The sequence below is a fragment of the Cupriavidus sp. GW821-FHT07C08 genome, from assembly GCF_059419025.1.
Window position 1 is genome coordinate 50,672 of sequence record NZ_JBWKQZ010000033.1, and the last position, 15,430, is coordinate 66,101.

Here is a 15,430-nt window from a genome sequence, read left to right on the forward strand (position 1 = left end):
GCCAATACAAAAGCGCCACGGAAACCCCGTGGCGCTTTGCTTTTATGTTCTCGATCTGTTGTGCTGGTTGCCAACGGCACGTTGCACCCTAGGAAGGGCGCCGCGATGTGTGCGCGATCCCCACAATCCAGATCACTCCTTCGTTGAGTTCGTAAATCAGTCGGTAGTGCTCGTGCGCCACGAATTCACGAGCGCTCGGCGAGCGGCCTGCCGTTCCAAGTTCAGGGAATTTCTGCAGCCGCGCAGCCGCCTCATTGAACCGCTTTTCCATCCGGACAGCGGCAACCGGATCATGCTGTGCGATGAAGCTCCGGATCGCTGTACGTTGTTGCAGTGCCTGTGGCGTCCAAATGAGCCTCAAGCTTTCCGCAATATCGCGGCACACCACTCGGCGGACTCGGTTTCCACCTGCTCGTTTGGAATGCCGATGCCGGCACGCATCGAAGCCCTGCCTTCCTCAACCATCTGCTGGAAAAGGACCTCGTCGTCGCGGGCTTGCTGGCGCCGCGCCAGATACTCGCGCACCAGCGCCTCAGCAACCTGCGAGGTGGTAAGGCCTTCAGCCGCGGCCTCGGCCATGAATGCATCACGCAATTGCGGGTTCAGCGTGAGAATGAACGTGGTCTCTTCCGACACAGGGCCCCCGCGTGCCTATGGGACACGTCTGAACTTGCCGCGGCCGATTCCGCCTACTCCGGCAGCGTCGTCGCCCCCGCCCCCAGCACCCGCTGCATCAGCACCGTATCGATCCACTGCCCGTGCTTGAACCCCACCGCCTCCAGCCGGCCGACAGTGCGGAAGCCCAACCGTTCATGCACGGCCAGCGAACCCGTGCCTTCGCCGCCTGCGGTGCAGGCGATCACGGCGACCATCTGGCGCCAGGGCCCGGTCTCGCAGCGGGCGACCAGTTCGGCCAGCAGGGCCTGGCCCAGGCCCTCGCCGACGCGGCGGTAATCGATATAGATCGAGTCCTCGATGGCAAAGCGGTAGGCGCTGCGCGCGCGGTAGGACGAGGCATAGGCATAGCCCAGCACCTCGCCGTCGCGCACGGCGACCAGGTAGGGCAGGCCCTTGCGCTGCACGTCGGCAAAACGCTGCTGCATCTCGTCCAGGCTCGGCGGCGCTTCCTCGAACGAGGCGCGGCCGTGCAGCACGTGGTGCGCGTAGATGGCGTGGATGGCGGGAACGTCGGCGGGCGTGGCGTCGCGCAGGGTGAAGGGTTTGCGCGTGCCGGCGGACGGCGTCGTGGTGGAAAGGGTGGTGGAAGTCATCGGGAATGGCGCCCTATGCAAGGACTTGGGGCAACGCAGGATGCGTGCCGGGCACATGCACCAGCCTGATGCTGCGCGAGGGCCGGTGTCTTGTATATAGTGCGGATTGATTTGCACCGCATTAGTGCCAACGCCCCGGGGCGGGGCACGGCAACGACAAGAAAGGACCCTGCCATGATCACCATCTACCACAACCCCCGCTGCTCCAAGTCGCGCGAAACGCTCGCCCTGGTCCAGGCCGCCAGCGAGCGGCTGGGCGAACCGGTGGAAATCGTGGAATACCTCAAAGAGCCGCCGTCGCTGGCCACGCTGCGCCAGTTGCACACCATGCTGGGCGTGCCGGTGCGCGAGATGCTGCGCGACAACGAAGCGCCGTATGCCGAGCTGGGCCTGGCCGATCCCGGCCTGACCGAGGCCGAGCTGCTGGCGGCCGTGGCAGACAACCCGATCCTGCTGCAGCGCCCGGTGGTGGTGCGCAACCGCCGCGCCGCGATCGGCCGGCCGCCCGAGAACGTGGCGCCGCTGCTGGCCTGAGCCAGCCAATGCACGGCCCCAAATAAAACCGGCCCCCACGTTGTGGGGGCCGGCCGGTGCTTGAGGCAAACAGCTTCAGGCGGGTCGTCTAATGAACACCCAGCCAGTGCATGGCCTCCTGACCGAAAGCGATGGCCGCAAGCACGACCAGCAGCACCACCAGCGTCACCGTGCTGACGTATAGCGTGGCCTTGGCGACTTCGGCGTCCTCATCCGAGGTGTGGCGATGGGTAATGGGCGTGGCGCCCCGCGTGGCATGCGGCCAATGGATCCGGCCGGCCAGGTCTTTCAAGTGCAGGTCGGTATGAAAACGCATGATCGACACCTCCTCGGCAGGCGCCGCGCGATCCGGGCAACATAGCTCAAACGGCATATGGCGTGGCTGCGCAAGTGCGCCGGATAGTCTGTGGCTCGTTTCGCCCGGTACGCCATATCCGCTTCTACTATAGGCGCGCTGGCGTCAGATGCGTACGCAAGCCTGCAAGGGGCGTGCCGCCGGGGCTGCCGCGGCGCAGCAACCGGTTCAGGGATGCCCGGGCGAAGGTGAGGGCTCGCTAGCATCCGCTGCCGCGTCGGGCACCACGTTGGCCAGAGCGGCCTCGCGCTCACGCAGCGTAGCCAGCATGTTGCAGAACAGCGCACCCTGTTCAAGCGCATCATCCAGCGCCACATGGGTGTGCGGCAGCGGATCCATCCAGGCGGCCGGGAAGGCCGCCTTGACGGTCTTGCGATAGGGGCGCCCGGTCAGCGCAAAGCCCAGCGTCTTGATGTCGAGGGCGGCCCAGCCAAAGGGCGAGCGCCCGGCGAACCGCATCATGTACCAGAACATCCAGGTGAAATCGAAGCCGGCCGGGAAGGCCACGAAGACCGGCTTGCCGGGCAGGCTCTCGACCCATTCGACATAGCGGACCATGGCGTCCTCGGGCCGCTGCAGGTCGCGCCGGCAGGCGCTCCAGGCCTCGGGCTGGGTCTGCCACCACTGCATCTGCACCGGGTGGCCGGCGGCGCCGGGCAGGGTCTCGAGGTTGGCGGAAAACGTGCCCACCACGGTCTTGTCCGCCAGCATCGCCGCGGACGCGAACGACAGCATCGAATGCGGGCCCGGGATCGGGCCGTCGGCCTCCACGTCGGTGCTGACGTAGATCTCCGGGCGGGTGTCGGGCGCCTGTCGCTTGGCCATGGCGTCAGCCCACGTCGATCAGATGGTCAGCCACGTAGGGGTTGTTGCGACGCTCTTCGCCGAAGGTCGAGACCGGGCCGTGGCCGGGGATGAAGGTCACGTCATCGCCCAGCGGCCACAGCCGCGTGCGGATCGAGCGGATCAGGTCGGCGTGGTTGCCGCGCGGAAAGTCGGTGCGGCCGATCGAGCCGGCGAACAGCACGTCGCCCACCACCGCCAGCCGGTTGGCGCGCGAGAAGAACACCACGTGGCCGGGCGTGTGGCCGGGACAGTGGTAGACCTCCAGCGTCTCGTTGCCGAACTGCACGGTGTCGCCGTTCTCCAGCCAGCGGTCTGGCTCGAAGCTCTCGGCCTGGCCGAAGCCGAAGCGGCGCGTCTGCTCGGGCAGCTGCTCGATCCAGAAGCGCTCGTCCTGCTGCGGGCCTTCGATCGGGATGCCTAGCTCGCGCGCGAGCGCCGCGGCGCCGGCGCAGTGATCGACATGGCCATGCGTCAGGAAGATCTTTTCCAGCGTGACGCCTTGCTCCTTGACCGCCGCGCAGATGCGATCCAGGTCGCCGCCGGGATCGCAGACCGCGGCGCGGCCGGTGCTTTCATCGATCAGCAGCGAACAGTTTTGCTGGAAGGGCGTGACGGGAATGAGCAGGGCTTTCATGGACGATTTCTTGTGCGCCGGGCGCCTTCTGGCCGGGCGCCACGGACTGGCCCGCACGGACGGCGGGCGGTGCCCAGCATTGTAGCGCCGGGCGGCGATTCACCGCCCCCGATGCAAGCCGCGTGCATTATGCGTTACCCGCGCAAAAGCCCTGTCTCGGGCGGAAATCCCTTGCCACAAGCGGGATTCCGGGCAGATAGGCCACGATGGTGCGAAATCGCACAGACTTCGTAACAAATTGAAAGAGATAGTCGTAAAGAGTCAATGTTAGACTGCCGCCCATGTTACGGATCTCCGCTCTCGCCAAGCGCTGGCAACGGCTTGCCAAGCTCGGCGCATGCACCGCATGCGCCGTGGTGCTGGCCGCCTGTGCCACGCCCCCTGAAGGCAACAACGCAAGCAACGACAACGCTGGCGCTGTACCCACGCGCGCGGCAAAGAACGGCAAGGCCGGCAGAATCGATCGCACCGACGCCGACAAGTCCGCGCGTGCCTCGGACAGCGGCAGCTGGAACCTGTTCGGCTATGACGCGGACGAAGGCCGCAGCGGCAGCTCGCTGGAAGGCCTGCGCGCCGACATCGGCACGTTCGAGCAGCGCGGCGTCGCGTCCTGGTACGGCAAGGGCTTCCACGGCCGCAAGACCGCCAACGGCGAACGTTTCGACATGCGCGCCATGACCGCCGCCCATCCTTCGCTGCCGCTCGACAGCTGGGTGCTGGTGCGCAACCTGCGCAATAACAAGGTAGCAGTGCTGCGCATCAATGACCGCGGGCCGTACCACGGCAACCGCGTACTGGACGTGTCCTTCGGCGCCGCACGCCGCCTCGGCTTCGTCGACCGCGGCGCCACCAACGTTGAAATCCGCCGCCTGACGCGCACCGAAGTGGCCGCGCTGGGTCCGCAGGTCGATGCCGGCGGCACCGAGGCCGGCGACGGCAGCGGCGACGACGACGTATCCGTGCCGGAACTGGCCAATTCGCTGGCGCCCGCCAAGGCGCGCAAGTCGACCAGGGCCAGCGGCAAGACCGTCAAGCGCACACGGCGCTGACCAGGGCAGCGCCGCCGCATGCCGCCGCGCGCTGACACCTCCGCTTTACCTTCCTCCCCCCAATCCCGGGACCACGCGCGGGCCGCGTCAGTCCTCTGCCTGACCCGCGCGCTGTGCCAGCGCCAGCTGGTAGAGCGCATCGGTGCCGGCGCCGGTGATGGCGGCCGCGAGCTTGGCGGCGCGCTTGGCCGGCAGTTCCGCCAGCAGCAGCGCCAGCACGCGCTGGGCTTCGGCATCCGGCAAGCCGTCGGCGGCCGTTGCGGCGCCAGCGCCTTCCACCACCAGCACGAATTCCCCCTTGGCCCGGTTCGGGTCGGCGGCCAGCCAGGCCGGCGCCTGCGCCACTGGCAGCACCGCGATGTCCTCGAACAGCTTGGTCAGTTCACGCCCGACCAGCAGCCGGCGCTCGCCTGGCAGGCCCGCGGCCAGCGCGGCCAGCGTGTCGGCAATGCGGTGCGGCGCCTCGTAACAGACCCAGGCGTGGTCCAGCGCCGCCAGCCGGGCGATGGCCTCGGTGCGCGCCTTGGGCTTGCTGGGCAGGAAGCCGACAAAGGTGAAGCGGCCCTCGCCGGCATCGAGCATGTCGCCCGCCACCGACAGCGCGGCCACCGCGGCACTGGGCCCGGGCAGCGGCACCACCGGATGGCCGGCGGCGCGCACCGCCTCGACCAGGCGCGCACCCGGGTCGGAGATGCCCGGCGTACCGGCATCCGAGACATAGGCGATGCGCTCGCCGGCCGCCAGGCGCGCCGCGATGCGGCCCGCGGCCTCGCGCTCGTTGTGCTCGTGCACGGCCACCAGCGGCCGCTGCAGGCCCACGCGCGACAGCAGCTGGCCGGTATTGCGGGTGTCTTCGCAGGCCACGGCGTCGGCCAGGCCGAGCACATGCAGCGCGCGCAGCGACAAGTCGGCGACGTTGCCGATGGGCGTGGCCACGACATAAAGGGTGCCGGCCGGGTAGGACTGGCTGGCCGCCAGGGAGATCCAGTCACTCATGCTTGAGAACTTCCGTTGATGCGATCATTCAAATCCACGACGCAGTTGCAAACCACACAGCTACGCGGTGCGCAGGCGGAGGACCGGGCCCTGGCACACCTGCGGCGCCAGGGCCTGGAGCCCGTGGTTCGCAATTATCGCTGCAAAGGCGGCGAGATCGACCTGGTCATGCGGGCGCCGGACGGCACGCTGGTGTTCGTTGAGGTGCGCCAGCGCAGCGGCCGGGGCTTCGGCGGCGCCGCCGCCAGCGTCACGCCGGCCAAGCAGCGCCGCGTGCTGCTGGCGGCCGCGCATTACCTGGCCACGCTGGCGCAGGTGCCGCCGTGCCGCTTCGACGTGGTGGCCCTGGAACCCGGCCGGCTGGACTGGCTGCAGCATGCCTTTGACCAGGATGCCGCCGGGGCTGGTTCATAATGCGCGGCAGACCCTGAGGTACGATCCGCGGATCGCAATGGCAACAACAAGGCCCCCAGAGCCATGAGTATCGACAGTATCCAGCAACAGTTTCTAGACAGCGCCGAGACCAAGCGACAGGCTGCGGCGGTGATGGCCCCTTATATCGACGCCGCCGTGGAACGCATGGTCGGCGCGCTGACCAGCGGCAACAAGATTTTGGCCTGCGGCAACGGCGGCTCCGCAGCCGATGCGCAGCACTTTGCCGCCGAACTGGTCGGGCGCTTCGAGCGCGAGCGCCCGGGCCTGGCCGCGATCGCACTGACCACAGACAGCTCGATCCTGACCGCGATCGGCAACGACTATGACTTCAGCAAGGTGTTTTCCAAGCAGGTCGAGGCGTTGGGCCAGCCCGGCGACATCCTGCTGGCGCTTTCCACCTCGGGCAATTCGGCCAACGTGATCGCCGCCATCGAAGCCGCGCGGCAGCGCGAGATGGCCGTGATTGCGCTGACCGGCAAGGGCGGCGGCACCATTGCCGGCCTGCTCGATGAATTCGATATCCACCTGTGCGTGCCGAGCGAGCGCACCGCGCGCATCCAGGAAGTGCACCTGCTGACCCTGCATTGCCTGTGCGACGGCATCGACGAGGCACTGCTCGGGGAAGCCTGATCCTGCCTTCCTCCCATTCCCAACATCCAGCCACAGCAAGGACCGCATGACGAACCTGCCCACTACGCAAGCCCCCCGGAACGGCGCCGGCGCGCGCCATCCTTCCCGCACCGCCGGCCTTGGCCGCGCCAGCCTGGCCGCGGCGGCCGTGCTGGTCTGCGCCACCCAGCTCGCCGGCTGCTTCCCCGTGATCGCCGGCGCCATGGGGACCGGCGTGGCCATGGCCACCGACCGCCGCCCGGCCGCCACCCAGACCGTGGACCGCGGCCTGCAGCTCGAGGCCGAGAGCACCATCAACTCGCGCTACAGCGGCCAGGCTCGCGTCAACGTGACCGTGTTCAACCGCAAGGTGCTGCTGACCGGCGAGGCCAGCAACGACAACGTCAAGCAGCAGATCGAACAGTACGTGCGCGGCCTGCCCAATGCGCGCGTGGTGATCAACGAGCTTGAGATCGTCAACTCGCCCGGCTTCATGACCCAGAGCCAGGACGCCTACCTGACCAGCAAGGTCAAGACGCTGATGATGACCGCCGAGGGCGTGCCGTCCAACTCGATCAAGATCACCACCGAGAAGAGCGTGGTCTACCTGCTGGGCGTGGTGACCGCGGCCGAGGGCGACCGCGCCACCGACGTGGCGCGCAATGCCTCGGGCGTGACCAAGGTGGTCAAGGCCTTCGACTACGTCAACGACACCGAGCGCGCGCGCCTGGACGCGGCTTCCACCTCGCAGAACCCGTCGTTCGACGGCAATGTCGGCACGCCGGCGCCGGTGCAGTCGGTGCCGGGCGTGGGCGGTCCGGTCGATGCGCCGGCCGGTGCCGCCGCTGGCACGGCGGCGACCACCAGCCCGGTCGCCGCACCGGTGACTTCGCCGGTGACACTGCCGCCGGGCCGCAACCTGCCCTGAGCGCGCCCGGTCCAGCTTCCGGGGCCGATCTCGACGGCGTCCGCTCATGCGGACGCCGTTTGTCCTTCTGCGGTTTTCACCGCACACCGCCCCGCCCGATGTGCTACGGTTGCCACGCCGGCCGCCCCCCGCGGAGTCCAGCGCCGGCCCCTACACGGAGCGAGACCATGACAATCTTCCCCCGGCCCGCTGTATTGCTGCGGCTGGCGCTGCTGGCCGCGGCGCTGTGCGGCGCCCGGCCGGCGCTGCCGGCAGACAGCGCTGCCCCTGCTACCGATGCCGCGCTGCGTGCGCGCAGCCAGGCCGCTGCCTGCACCAGCTGCCATGGCCCCGCCGGGCGCGCGCCGGCGGGCAGCACGATCCCGCCGCTGGCCGGCCGCCCGCAGGCGGAACTGGCCGCGCAGATGCAGGCCTTCAAGGCCGGCACGCGGCCGGCCACGGTGATGCACCAGATTGCCAAGGGCTACAGCGACGACCAGATCGCGGCCATCACGGCGTGGTTCGCCGCGGTGCGCTGACAGCGGGGGACTACCATGCAAAGACGAAGCTTCCTGGGCGCCGCGGGCGCCGCAGTACTGGGTTCGGTCGGGGTCGGGGTCGGGGCGGCACGCGCCGCGGCGCCGGCCAGGGTGGTGGTGGTAGGTGGCGGCTACGGCGGCGCCACCGCTGCCCGCTACCTGCGCGAGTGGAGCGGGCAGGCGATCGAGGTCACGCTGGTCGAACCCAATCCGGCCTTTGTCTCCTGCCCGCTGTCGAACCTGGTGCTCGGCGGCAGCCGGCAGCTGGCCGACCTGACCTTGCCGTACGACGCGCTGGTGCGCCGCCACGGCGTGCGGCTGGTGCGCGATACCGCCGTGGCCATCGACCCGGCCCGGCGGACCGTGCGCCTAGCGGGCGGCTCCACGCTGCCGTACGACCGCCTGCTGCTGTCGCCGGGCGTCGAGATGATGAGCGATGCGCTGCCCGGGCTGAAGCAGCCCGGCGGCGACCAGGTCCTGCACGCCTGGAAGGCCGGTCCGCAGACCGTGGCGCTGCGCCGCCAGCTGGAGGCCATGCCGGACGGCGGCACCTATGCCATCAGCATCCCGCTGGCGCCGTACCGCTGCCCGCCGGGACCGTACGAGCGCGCCTGCCAGGTGGCGTACTACTTCAGGCAGCACAAGCCGCGCAGCAAGGTGCTGATCCTCGATGCCAACCCCGATATCACCTCCAAGGCCGGGCTGTTCCGCAAGGTGTGGGCGTCGCAGTACCCCGGCCTGGTGGAATACCGGCCGCAGTTCAACGCGGTGGATGTGGACCCCGCCACGCGCACGCTCAAGTTCGAGGTGCAGGACGACGAGCGTGTCGATGTGCTCAACGTGCTGCCGCCCCAGCGCGCCGGCGCGATCGCGGTGTCGGCGGGGCTGGCCACGGCCAATGGCAAGTGGTGCGAGGTGGACTTCGTCACCTTCGAGTCGCGCGCCGCGGCCAATATCCACGTGATCGGCGATGCCATCCAGATTGCACCGCTGATGCCCAAGTCGGGCCATATGGCCAACCAGCACGGCAAGGTCGCCGCCGCGGCCATGGTCGCGCTGCTGTCGGGCCGGGCACCCGACCCGCAGCCGCTCTACAACAACACCTGCTACAGCTTCACCTCCGACCGCGAGGCGGTGCACGTGGCCAGCGTGCACCGCTATGACGCGGCGCAGAAGACCATGATCACGGTGCCGGGATCGGGCGGGCTGTCGGAGGCGCCGAACCAGCTCGAAGGCGACTACGCGCTGGCGTGGGCAAAGGGCATCTGGGCGGAGATGCTGGGGTAGGGGCAGGACCGCTCGCCCTGCCGCGCGGCAGGCGCGAGCCATGCCCCGAAGGCCGCGGGCTGCTACCCTATGGGTTTTGTCCGGCACTGCGCCGGGCCGCACCCCAGCCCCCTCATGCAAGCCAGAGACCGTCTCCTCGCCCTCGCCATTGTCTGCGTCTGGGGCGTCAACTTCGTCGTCATCAAGGTTGGCCTGGCGGGCATGCCGCCGATGCTGCTGGGTGCGCTGCGCTTCCTGCTGGTGGCGTTCCCGGCGATCTTCTTCGTGCCGCGCCCGCGCGTGCCGTGGCGGCTGCTGCTGGCCTACGGCGTCACCATCAGCCTGGGCCAGTTCGCCTTCCTGTTCTACGCCATGGCGGTCGGCATGCCGGCCGGACTGGCCTCGCTGGTGCTGCAGTCGCAGGCCTTCTTCACGCTGGCCATTGCGGCGCTGTGGCTGGGCGAGCCGGTGCGCTGGCACAACATTGCGGGCATGGCGGTGGCGGCGGGCGGGCTGGCCCTGATCGGGGCCGGTGCCGGCAGCGCCGGCGGCATGAGCGTGGCGGGCTTCGTGCTGACGCTGTGCGCGGCGTTCTGCTGGGCCAGCGGCAATATCGTCAGCAAGAAGATCGGCCCGGTTGACCTGCTGGGGCTGGTGATCTGGGGCGCGCTGATCCCGATCGTACCGTTCGCACTGCTGTCGCTGTGGGTCGAGGGCCCGGCGCGCATCATGCAGAGCGTCACCCATGTGTCGGGCATGGCCGTGTTCGCCGTGGCTTACCTGGCCTTTGCGGCGACGGTGTTCGGCTACACCATGTGGGGCCGGCTGCTGACGCGCTACCCGGCCAGCCAGGTGGCGCCGCTGACGCTGCTGGTGCCGGTGGTGGGGCTGGTGTCGGCGCATGTGCTGCTGGGCGAGGACCTGTCCGGCGCGCAGTGGGCGGGCGCGGCGGTGGTGATGGCCGGGCTGCTGCTCAACGTGTTCGGCCAGCGCCTGTGGGCGGGCAGGGCGCTGGCGCGCCGCTGATCCTCCCGAAGCGGCTATGCTGTGCCGCATCAGTGGGTAAACACTATATGCGCATTCACGCATATACGAATATATTGAATGGCATGGAAGAGCTGGATCGCGTATTCGAAAAGGTATCGGGCTACTTCAGCCTGTTGGCGGAGCCGACGCGGCTGAAGATCCTGCACGCCTTGTGCGATGGCGAGAAGCCGGTCAGCACGGTGGTCGAGACGGTGGGTTCGTCGCAGACCAATGTGTCGCGGCATCTCAACGCGATGTACCGCTCGGGCGTGCTGTCGCGCCGCAAGGAAGCGAACCTGGTGTTCTACGCCATTGCGGACGAAAGCGTGATCGAGCTGTGCCGCACGGTCTGCGTGCAGGTGGCGAGCCGGCTGGAGGACAGCGCCTTGTCCTCCGGCGTGGTCGACCGCTTCATGGCACAGCCGGCACCCGAAGCTCCGGCGCGCAAGCGGCGCACCGCTGGCTAGCTCAGCTCTTCCGGCAAACGGATCGCTGCGGCACCCGTTGCAGCGGCCCGATAACAGGCACGCCGACCGGTCCATAGGACCGTGGCGAGCGCGCCGGAGGAGACTGAATTGCAGGAACGGAACCGGCCCGGGCGTATCGTGCCCGCGCCCGAGCACTTCGTCAGCGCATCGCTGCAGCAGGACATCGGCCGGCATGGCCTGGACGCGCCGCGGCGCGACTTCCTGCGCAAGAGCTTCCTGGGCGCGGCCGCGGGGATTGCCGCCGCCACGGCGGGCCGCCAGGCGCTGGCGGCCGACGGCGATCCCGCCATCCTGCAGCCGCAGCCCTGGGCCACCTCGCTCGGCCAGCCGGTGGCGGCACGCCCGTACGGGCAACCCTCCGTGCATGAGAAAAACCTGGTGCGGCGCGAGTCGCCGGGCCTGACGCGTGTCTCTGCCGCTTCGGTGGCCTTCGCGCCGCTGCAGGGCTTCTTCGGCATCATCACGCCCAACGGCCTGCATTTCGAGCGCCACCACCAGGGCTGGCACGATATCGACCCGGCCCGTCACCGCCTGATGCTCAACGGCCTGGTGCGCACGCCGCGCGTCTACACCATGGACGATCTGATGCGCCTGCCGGCGGTGTCGCGCATGCATTTCATCGAATGCGGCGCCAATACCGGCATGGAATGGGGCAATGCGGCCGTGCCCACGGTCCAGTACACCCACGGCATGCTGTCGTGCTGCGAGTTCACTGGCGTGCCGCTGCGGGTGCTGCTGGACGATGCCGGCGCCGACCTGCGCCGCGGCCGCTACCTGCTGGCCGAAGGCGGCGATGGCTCGTCGATGACGCGCACCATCCCGATGGAGCTGGCTGACGAGATCATCGTCGCCTGGGGCATGAACGGCGAAATGCTGCGCCCCGAGAACGGATATCCGCTGCGGCTGGTGGTGCCGGGCGTGCAGGGGGTGTCCTGGGTCAAGTGGCTGCGCCGGCTGGAGCTGGGCGACCAGCCCTGGAACGCCAAGGACGAGACCATCCACTATGTGGACATGATGCCGGACGGCAAGCTGCGCCAGTACACCTCGATCCAGGAGTGCAAGTCGGTCATCACCACGCCTTCGGGCGGGCAGCAGCTGGTGGGCAAGGGCTTCTACAACATCAGCGGGCTGGCGTGGTCGGGGCGCGGGCGCATCAGGCGTGTCGATGTCTCGACCGACGGCGGGCGCAACTGGCGCACCGCGCGCCTGGAGGCGCCGGTGCTGTCCAAGTGCCTGACGCGCTTCAACCTGGACTGGGTCTGGGACGGCGGCCCCGCCATCCTGCAAAGCCGCGCCATCGACGACACCGGCTACGTGCAGCCGAAGCTGGGGCAGCTGCGCGCGGTGCGCGGCACGCGCTCGATCTACCATAACAACGCGATCCAGAGCTGGCAGGTGGCAGCAGGCGGCGAGGTGTCCAATGTCCATGTGGGCTGAGTTCAGGACCGCCGCTGCCCTGGTGCTGGCAGCCGTCAGCGCCGCCCCGGCCTGTGCAGGCACGGCCGACGCGCGCGCGGCGCTTGGCCGCACCGCGACGCCCGCCGAAGTCGCCGCGTGGGACATCGACGTGCGCCCGGACTTCCAGGGCCTGCCCAGGGGCAGCGGCACGGTGGCGCAGGGGCAGAAGGTCTGGGACGGCAAGTGCGCGTCGTGCCACGGCGACTTCGGCGAATCCAACGAGGTGTTCTCGCCGCTGGTTGGCGGCACCACCGCCGAGGACATCAGGCGCGGCCGCGTGGCCGGAATGACCGGCAACCAGCCGTACCGCACCACGCTGATGAAGGTCAGCACCGTCAGCACGCTGTGGGACTACATCCACCGCGCCATGCCGTGGAACGCGCCCAAGAGCCTGAGCGTGAGCGACGTCTACGCCGTCACCGCCTATATGCTGCACCTGGGCGAGATCGTCCCGGCCGACTTCACGCTGTCTGACGCCAATATCGCCGAGGTCCAGCGGCGCATGCCCAACCGTGACGGCATGACCACCGGCCACGGCCTGTGGCCGGGGCGCGGCCGGCCGGACACGCGCAATACGGCCTGCATGCAGGACTGCGCCGGCAAGGTGGTGATTGCCTCGTCGATACCGGACTATGCCCGCGATGCCCATGGCGAACTGGCGCAGCAGCAGCGGGCCTTCGGCCCGGTGCGCGGCGTGGCCGCGGGCAGTGCAGCATCGAAAAGTGCTGCATCAGCGTCTGCGGAGCCGGCCACGCCGGGCGCGCGCCTCACCGGCCAGTACCAGTGCATGGCCTGCCACGCAATCGACCGCAAGCTGGTGGGGCCGTCCTTTGCCGACATCGCCGGCAAGTACAAGGGCCAGGACGCGCATGCCGCGCTGGCGCGCAAGGTCAAGGCGGGCGGGCAGGGCGCATGGGGCAGCGTGCCGATGCCGCCGCAGCCGCAGATCCCGGATTCGGATGTGCAGGCCATGGTGGGCTGGATTCTTGAGGCAAAATAGCGGACTGGCCACCGCAGTGCCCCCAGGCGGGGGCCAGTGTGTGCCGCGAAGCCATTGCAGTACGACCCAGCGGCCTTTGCCGTCCCCACGGCTTTACAGAGTTTGGAGAGCTTAACAATGAAGCAGTTTGTCATCGCAGCGCTGATGTTCGGCGCCGCCGCATCGGCCCACGCGGTCGATGCCGCCAAGGCACAGGAGATCGCCAACAAGAACGCCTGCATGGGTTGCCACCAGGTCGACAAGAAGCTGGTCGGTCCTTCCTACAAGGAAGTGGCCGCCAAGTACAAGGGCGACAAGAACGCCCTCGCGACCCTGACCAAGAAGGTCAAGAGCGGTGGCTCGGGCGTCTGGGGCCCGGTGCCGATGCCCGCCAATGCGGCGGTCAGCGACGCCGACCTGAAGACCGTGGTCGAGTGGGTGCTGGCTGGCGCCCCCGCCAAGTAAGCCTTACCGACCAGGCGGGCAGTCCGCCGATGCACCAGGCCGGGCGGTGAATGCCGCGCGGCCAGGACAGACCAGCGGCCGGCCATGTACCGGCCGCATGAAGATCCCCGAAGCGGTCATCGACCGACTGGAACGGAGTAGCCGGAGAACAATGAATGAATTCCAAACGACGAGAAGTGCTGCGGGTCACCGCTGTCCTGTCGCTGATGGCCGCCACCGGCCTGATCAGCGAAGCGCAGGCGGCCGAGTGGAACAAGAACGCCTTTGACGGCAAGAGCGTTGCCGACGTGATCAAGGCGCTTGGCGGCAGCGGCACCGAGAAAAGCACCGCCATCACCTTCACCGCCCCCGATATCGCCGAGAACGGCGCCGTGGTGCCGGTGGCCGTGACCAGCACCATCCCGGACACCGAGCAGATCGCGATCCTGGTGGAAAAGAACCCCAACACGCTGGCCGCCGACTTCGTCATCCCGGCCGGCACCGAGCCGTTCGTCTCCACGCGCGTGAAGATGGGCCAGACCTCGGTCGTGCATGCCGCGGTCAAGGCCGGCGGCAAGTGGTACGTGGCATCGAAGGAAATCAAGGTCACGCTGGGCGGCTGCGGCGGCTGACGCCGCGCCCCGGATCGAGATTCCCAAACTGCAACAGGAGAAACACATGGCAGACCCGATGCGCGTACGCGCCACCGAAAACGGCGGCGTGGTTGACGTCAAGATTCTGATGAAGCACGACATGGAAACCGGCCAGCGCAAGGACGCGTCCGGCAAGGTCGTGCCGGCCTGGCATATCCAGTCCGTGACCGCCCAGTGCAAGGGCAAGGAAGTGTTCCGCGCCCAGTTCGGACCGGCGGTGTCGAAGGACCCGTTCCTGAACTTCAAGTTCAAGGGCGGCGCCAAGGGCGACAAGGTCGCCGTGACCTGGATCGACAACAAGGGCGACAAGCGCACCGACGAAGCGACCATCGCCTGACAGCCGTTCCGCGGCCGGCAGGCCACGCCGTCGTCTGCTAAGGTTCGGGACGGATGCCGGGACTGGCCCGGCGGGAAGGAACAACATGCGGCGAGCATTTATTCGAGCATCGGCGGCACTGGCCGCCATCGGCCTGAGCGCCAGGGCGGCGGCGCAGGCTGCCCCGGCTGCTGGCAAGGGCGGGCGCGTGAAGGTGGTGTACCAGCTGTCCGAAGGCATCGACCAGGCGGTGCGCGCGATGGGCAACCTGCGCAACCACCTGAACGGCGCGCCGGGAACGAAGATCGTGGTGGTGGCGTTCGGCTACGGCATCGATTTCCTGGTCGAAGGCGCCAAGGATGCGCGCGGCAACACCTTTGACGGCCCGGTGGGCGCGCTGGCCTCGGCCGGGGTGGAGTTCCGCGTGTGCCGCAATACGCTGACGGCGCGCAAGATCCCGGAATCGAGCCTGTTGATGGAAGCCAAGGTGGTACCGGCCGGCGTGGTCGAGATTGCGCGCCTGCAGGCCGAAGAAGGCTACGCCTATATCAAGCCCTGAGCCGGGCGGCGTAGCTTCCGGCAACAAGAGAGAGAACGGCCCGCCACGGTGCGAGGCCGCGAGGAG

22 protein-coding genes are annotated in these 15,430 nt (G+C 68.7%); 15 read left to right on the top strand and 7 right to left on the bottom strand.

What is annotated here, in order from left to right; genetic code table 11:
- Positions 1-88: 88 nt before the first annotated feature.
- Genes AC07UK_RS31395 through AC07UK_RS31405 form a run of 3 tightly spaced genes read right to left on the bottom strand, consistent with a single transcriptional unit; the run spans position 89 to position 1,271 of the window.
- Positions 89-361, bottom strand: a complete 273-nt coding sequence (locus AC07UK_RS31395) for a type II toxin-antitoxin system RelE/ParE family toxin (RefSeq protein ID WP_456806828.1) — start codon at positions 359-361, stop codon at positions 89-91.
- Complete coding sequence (locus AC07UK_RS31400; protein ID WP_494687629.1) at positions 358-636, bottom strand: antitoxin of toxin-antitoxin stability system; 279 nt, start codon at positions 634-636, stop codon at positions 358-360. The genes AC07UK_RS31395 and AC07UK_RS31400 overlap by 4 nt, the downstream gene beginning before the upstream one ends.
- Positions 637-689: 53 nt before the next feature.
- On the bottom strand, positions 690-1,271 hold the full coding sequence (locus AC07UK_RS31405) for a GNAT family N-acetyltransferase (RefSeq protein ID WP_494687628.1): 582 nt from the start codon (positions 1,269-1,271) through the stop codon (positions 690-692).
- Between the two features lie 174 nt (positions 1,272-1,445).
- On the opposite strand from AC07UK_RS31405, the gene arsC reads away from it, so the two are divergent.
- Complete coding sequence (gene arsC, locus AC07UK_RS31410) at positions 1,446-1,805, top strand: arsenate reductase (glutaredoxin) (RefSeq protein ID WP_035816098.1); 360 nt, start codon at positions 1,446-1,448, stop codon at positions 1,803-1,805.
- Between the two features lie 88 nt (positions 1,806-1,893).
- On the opposite strand, the gene AC07UK_RS31415 is transcribed toward arsC, so the two are convergent.
- The 3 genes from AC07UK_RS31415 to AC07UK_RS31425 form a co-directional block, all read right to left on the bottom strand.
- Positions 1,894-2,121, bottom strand: a complete 228-nt coding sequence (locus AC07UK_RS31415) for a hypothetical protein (protein WP_114131740.1) — start codon at positions 2,119-2,121, stop codon at positions 1,894-1,896.
- A 207-nt stretch (positions 2,122-2,328) separates the two neighbouring features.
- Positions 2,329-2,985, bottom strand: a complete 657-nt coding sequence (locus AC07UK_RS31420; protein ID WP_494687627.1) for an exonuclease — start codon at positions 2,983-2,985, stop codon at positions 2,329-2,331.
- 4 nt (positions 2,986-2,989) lie between these two features.
- The gene (locus AC07UK_RS31425) at positions 2,990-3,640 is read right to left on the bottom strand and encodes an MBL fold metallo-hydrolase (RefSeq protein ID WP_494687626.1); all 651 of its coding nucleotides are present in this window, start codon (positions 3,638-3,640) and stop codon (positions 2,990-2,992) included.
- A gap of 281 nt (positions 3,641-3,921) precedes the next feature.
- On the opposite strand from AC07UK_RS31425, the gene AC07UK_RS31430 reads away from it, so the two are divergent.
- A complete protein-coding gene (locus AC07UK_RS31430; RefSeq protein WP_436222903.1) occupies positions 3,922-4,689 on the top strand; it encodes a septal ring lytic transglycosylase RlpA family protein in 768 nt (255 codons plus the stop codon).
- 87 nt (positions 4,690-4,776) lie between these two features.
- On the opposite strand, the gene rsmI is transcribed toward AC07UK_RS31430, so the two are convergent.
- Complete coding sequence (gene rsmI / locus AC07UK_RS31435) at positions 4,777-5,685, bottom strand: 16S rRNA (cytidine(1402)-2'-O)-methyltransferase (RefSeq protein WP_010812129.1); 909 nt, start codon at positions 5,683-5,685, stop codon at positions 4,777-4,779.
- 18 nt (positions 5,686-5,703) lie between these two features.
- On the opposite strand from rsmI, the gene AC07UK_RS31440 reads away from it, so the two are divergent.
- From AC07UK_RS31440 to AC07UK_RS31500, 13 genes are all read left to right on the top strand, one after another.
- Entirely contained in the window at positions 5,704-6,099 is a 396-nt protein-coding gene (locus AC07UK_RS31440) for a YraN family protein (protein ID WP_340530996.1), read from the top strand.
- A 63-nt stretch (positions 6,100-6,162) separates the two neighbouring features.
- Positions 6,163-6,750 carry a phosphoheptose isomerase gene (locus AC07UK_RS31445; RefSeq protein WP_153954251.1) on the top strand — a complete coding sequence of 196 codons (588 nt, stop codon included), beginning with the start codon at positions 6,163-6,165 and terminating at the stop codon, positions 6,748-6,750.
- A gap of 46 nt (positions 6,751-6,796) precedes the next feature.
- Positions 6,797-7,657, top strand: a complete 861-nt coding sequence (locus AC07UK_RS31450; protein WP_013958327.1) for a BON domain-containing protein — start codon at positions 6,797-6,799, stop codon at positions 7,655-7,657.
- A 167-nt stretch (positions 7,658-7,824) separates the two neighbouring features.
- Entirely contained in the window at positions 7,825-8,175 is a 351-nt protein-coding gene (locus AC07UK_RS31455) for a c-type cytochrome (RefSeq protein ID WP_013958326.1), read from the top strand.
- Between the two features lie 15 nt (positions 8,176-8,190).
- A complete protein-coding gene (locus AC07UK_RS31460; RefSeq protein ID WP_494687625.1) occupies positions 8,191-9,462 on the top strand; it encodes an FCSD flavin-binding domain-containing protein in 1,272 nt (423 codons plus the stop codon).
- 114 nt (positions 9,463-9,576) lie between these two features.
- Positions 9,577-10,467, top strand: a complete 891-nt coding sequence (locus tag AC07UK_RS31465) for an EamA family transporter (RefSeq protein ID WP_211980402.1) — start codon at positions 9,577-9,579, stop codon at positions 10,465-10,467.
- Positions 10,468-10,514: 47 nt separating this feature from the next.
- Positions 10,515-10,934: an ArsR/SmtB family transcription factor gene (locus AC07UK_RS31470; protein WP_494687624.1), complete on the top strand. Its 420-nt coding sequence runs from the start codon at positions 10,515-10,517 to the stop codon at positions 10,932-10,934.
- 108 nt (positions 10,935-11,042) lie between these two features.
- On the top strand, positions 11,043-12,392 hold the full coding sequence (soxC, locus tag AC07UK_RS31475; RefSeq protein WP_494687623.1) for a sulfite dehydrogenase: 1,350 nt from the start codon (positions 11,043-11,045) through the stop codon (positions 12,390-12,392).
- Entirely contained in the window at positions 12,376-13,413 is a 1,038-nt protein-coding gene (locus tag AC07UK_RS31480) for a c-type cytochrome (RefSeq protein WP_494687622.1), read from the top strand. Before soxC ends, AC07UK_RS31480 begins: the two co-directional genes overlap by 17 nt.
- Before the next feature lie 117 nt (positions 13,414-13,530).
- Entirely contained in the window at positions 13,531-13,857 is a 327-nt protein-coding gene (locus AC07UK_RS31485) for a c-type cytochrome (protein WP_436222896.1), read from the top strand.
- A 155-nt stretch (positions 13,858-14,012) separates the two neighbouring features.
- The gene (gene soxY, locus AC07UK_RS31490) at positions 14,013-14,468 is read left to right on the top strand and encodes a thiosulfate oxidation carrier protein SoxY (RefSeq protein ID WP_013958319.1); all 456 of its coding nucleotides are present in this window, start codon (positions 14,013-14,015) and stop codon (positions 14,466-14,468) included.
- A 46-nt stretch (positions 14,469-14,514) separates the two neighbouring features.
- Entirely contained in the window at positions 14,515-14,826 is a 312-nt protein-coding gene (soxZ, locus tag AC07UK_RS31495; RefSeq protein WP_013958318.1) for a thiosulfate oxidation carrier complex protein SoxZ, read from the top strand.
- 85 nt (positions 14,827-14,911) lie between these two features.
- Positions 14,912-15,364 (top strand): DsrE family protein, encoded by a 453-nt coding sequence (locus AC07UK_RS31500; protein WP_436222895.1) that lies wholly within the window; start codon positions 14,912-14,914, stop codon positions 15,362-15,364.
- The last annotated feature ends 66 nt before the right edge of the window (positions 15,365-15,430 follow it).